Here is a 2768-nt window from a genome sequence, read left to right as displayed (position 1 = left end):
CGCCGGGCCGCCTCCCCCACCCCACGGAGCCCACCCGCACCCCGGACCGCTTACCGTGCCGGTATGCATACCGACGAAAGCCCGTGGGACGTCCTGCTGATCGGCGGCGCGTCCGGCATCGGCAAGAGCCGCGCCGCCGCCCGCCTGTCCGCCCGGCACGGCGCGTTCGTGGTCGAGTTCGACGACGTCGTTGCCGCCCTCCAGGCCGCCACGACCCCCGCCGGCCACCCCGGCCTGCACCACTTCGCCACCGTGCCCGACCCCGACGCACTGCCCGCCGACCGCGTCCTGGAGCTCCAGATCGCCACCGCCCGCGCCCTGGACGACGCGCTGCTGGGCGTCGTGCGCAACCGGCTCACCGTGGACGTGCCCGCGATCGTGGAGGGCGACTACCTCACCCCGGCCGCCGCCGCCCGCGCCGCCGCCGAGGCCGCCGGGCAGGGCCGGCGCGTGCGCGCGGTCTTCCTGCACGAGGACGACCCGCGGCGCATCGGCGCCAACTACGCCGACCGCGAGCCCGGTTCGGGCCCGCAGCCCGAGCGCGCCGCCGTCAGCGCCCGCTACAGCACCTGGCTCGCCGACCAGGCCCGCGCCCACGCGCTGCCCGTGGTCGACTGCCGCCCGTACGCCACCCTGCCCGAGCGCCTGGCCGCCGCCCTGGCGTGACAGCGGCCGGGGCGGGCGTCCGGCGGGCCCGGTCAGCCCTCCTCGATGTCCGAGATCAGCCTGGTACTCAGGTCGCTCTGCACCGCCAGCCGGGTGTGCCCGGCGTCGGGGCCGGTGCCCCAGGTCAGGGTGACGGTGGTGAACAGGTGCCCGGCGCCCGAGTCGTGGTGGCGCACCTCCCAGCGGGTGGGCACGTCCTGGGCGCGCAGCACGCCGTCGGCGTGGTTGGCCTCCTCCCAGGCCGCCAGCCGCTGACGGAAGTCCTCGGTGAGGTAGTGGGAGCGCAGTTGGTCGCCCAGGTCGTCGGTGCCGTCGGAGACGGCGTCGACGTAGGCGCCGTAGAAGTCGGCCACCCGGTCCACCGCGGAGTCCGGGCTGCCGCTGCGGACCGCGGAGCCCGCGGCGGTGTCGGTGTCGGTCATGACATCCCCATCCGTCAGGGCCGGGGGCGGCGCGCTCCCGCCCCGGCCGGTCGGTCGGTCGGTCGGTCCGACCTGTACGGCCCAACGAGCCGGCCCACCGGAGGTTGCGCCCCGGTCCGCCTCCCCCACCGGCCGGTTGGCCCACCCGGCCCGTCGGCCCGTCGGCCCGCCCGGCCGGGGGCGGCGTTCGGGTCATCCCGGCGCCCGGCGCCCGTCGTCGTACGCGGCGCGCGCCGCGAGCACCTGCGGCATGTGGGACTCGGCCCAGGCCTTGATCTGCCGCATGAGCGGCAGCAGGTCGCGCCCGAGCGCGGTGAGCGCGTAGTCGACGCGGGCCGGCACCCCGGCGGTGACGGTGCGCACGACCAGGCCGTCGCGTTCCAGGGCGCGCAGGGTCTGGGTGAGCATCTTCTCGCTCACCCCGGCCAGGCGCCGGCGCAGGCCGCTGTAGCGCAGCGGTCCGTCGGCGAGGGCGTTGACGACGAGGCTGGCCCACTTGTCGCCGATCCGGTCGAGGAGTTGGCGGGCCGGGCACTCGGCGAGGTAGGCGTCGTAGTCGGCGGCCTCGGCGGCGCGGCGCTGGGCGGCGGTCGTGGTGGGCACCGGCCCACTCTCCTTTCCGTACGGTACGCACCTTCGGGTGCGTCCTTCCCCATGGAGAGTAACTCTCCTTAGGTTGGGTGGAGTTGCCGATGCGTGAGCCGATGGCGCGAGCCGAGGCGTGAGGGGTGTGGGTGCGATGCGTGCCGTGGTGGTGCGGGAGTTCGGTGGTCCCGAGGTGCTGGAGCTGGTGGAGGTGGCGCTGCCGCAGCCGGGCCGCGGGCAGGTGCGGGTGCGGGTGGCGGCGGCCGGGGTCAACCCGGTGGACGCGGTCACCCGTTCCGGGGTGCTCGCCGGGGCCGGGCTGATGGCGCCCCGGGCGGTGACCGGCATCGGCTGGGACGTGGCCGGGACGGTGGACGCCGTCGGCCCCGGCGTGACGCGATTCGCCCTCGGGCAGCCGGTGGTGGGCCTGCGCGACCGCCTGGACACCGACCTCGGCACCTACGCCGACCAGGTCGTCCTGGACGCGGACACCCTGGCGCCCGCCCCGGCGGGCGCCACCCTCGCGCAGGCCGCGACGCTGCCACTGAACGGCCTCACCGCGCTGCAGGCCCTGGACCTGCTCGACCTTCCGGCCGGCTCCACCGTCCTGGTCACCGGCGCCGCGGGCGCGGTCGGCGGCTTCGCCGTCGAACTGGCCGTCCTGCGCGGCCTGCGGGTGGTCGCACTGGCCGGGGAGGGCGACGAGCGGCTGGTGCGCGGGCTGGGCGCCGAGTGGTTCGTGCCGCGCACGGCGCCCGATGCGGCCGCCGCCGTACGGGAGTCGGTGCCCGGCGGGGTCGACGGCGCGATCGACGCCGCCCTGCTGGGCGTGCGGGCGCTGGGCGCGGTGCGCGGTCGCGGCGCCTTCGTCGCGGTCGCGGCCGGCAGCGCCCCGGCGGCCCTGCGCGGCATCCGGGTCGCCAACGTGTGGATCACCGCCGACGGCCCCGCCCTCGCCCGCCTCTGCGCCCTCGCCGCCGACGGCCGCCTCACCCTGCGGGTCGCCGACACCCTCCCCCTCGCCCGCGCCGCCCACGCCCACCGCCGCCTGGAGGCGGGCCACCTGCGCGGCCGCCTGGTCCTCACCCCCTGACC

At 77.5% G+C, this 2768-nt stretch carries 4 protein-coding genes; 2 read left to right on the top strand and 2 right to left on the bottom strand.

Annotated features, from left to right (window positions below):
• The first annotated feature begins 63 nt into the window (after positions 1-63).
• The gene (locus ACIQOV_RS36055; RefSeq protein WP_401055031.1) at positions 64-666 is read left to right on the top strand and encodes an AAA family ATPase; all 603 of its coding nucleotides are present in this window, start codon (positions 64-66) and stop codon (positions 664-666) included.
• Between the two features lie 32 nt (positions 667-698).
• On the opposite strand, the gene ACIQOV_RS36050 is transcribed toward ACIQOV_RS36055, so the two are convergent.
• Entirely contained in the window at positions 699-1088 is a 390-nt protein-coding gene (locus tag ACIQOV_RS36050; protein ID WP_401055030.1) for a hypothetical protein, read from the bottom strand.
• Positions 1089-1280: 192 nt separating this feature from the next.
• The gene (locus ACIQOV_RS36045) at positions 1281-1691 is read right to left on the bottom strand and encodes a winged helix-turn-helix transcriptional regulator (RefSeq protein ID WP_401055029.1); all 411 of its coding nucleotides are present in this window, start codon (positions 1689-1691) and stop codon (positions 1281-1283) included.
• Positions 1692-1827: 136 nt separating this feature from the next.
• Here ACIQOV_RS36045 and ACIQOV_RS36040 point away from each other — a divergent pair, with 136 nt between their 5' ends.
• Entirely contained in the window at positions 1828-2766 is a 939-nt protein-coding gene (locus tag ACIQOV_RS36040) for an NADP-dependent oxidoreductase (RefSeq protein WP_401055028.1), read from the top strand.
• Positions 2767-2768 lie beyond the last annotated feature (2 nt).

This window comes from Kitasatospora sp. NPDC091257, from assembly GCF_044757675.1.
Classification (GTDB): Bacteria; Actinomycetota; Actinomycetes; order Streptomycetales; family Streptomycetaceae; genus Kitasatospora; species Kitasatospora lactacystinica.
This window is presented reverse-complemented; position numbering and strand designations above follow the sequence as displayed.

Coding starts and splice junctions, on each gene's coding strand:
- ACIQOV_RS36040 (WP_401055028.1), top strand. CDS start 1,828: ATGCGTGCCGTGGTGGTGCGGGAGTTCGGTGGTCCCGAGGTGCTGGAG.
- ACIQOV_RS36055 (WP_401055031.1), top strand. CDS start 64: ATGCATACCGACGAAAGCCCGTGGGACGTCCTGCTGATCGGCGGCGCG.
- ACIQOV_RS36050 (WP_401055030.1), bottom strand. CDS start 1,088: ATGACCGACACCGACACCGCCGCGGGCTCCGCGGTCCGCAGCGGCAGC.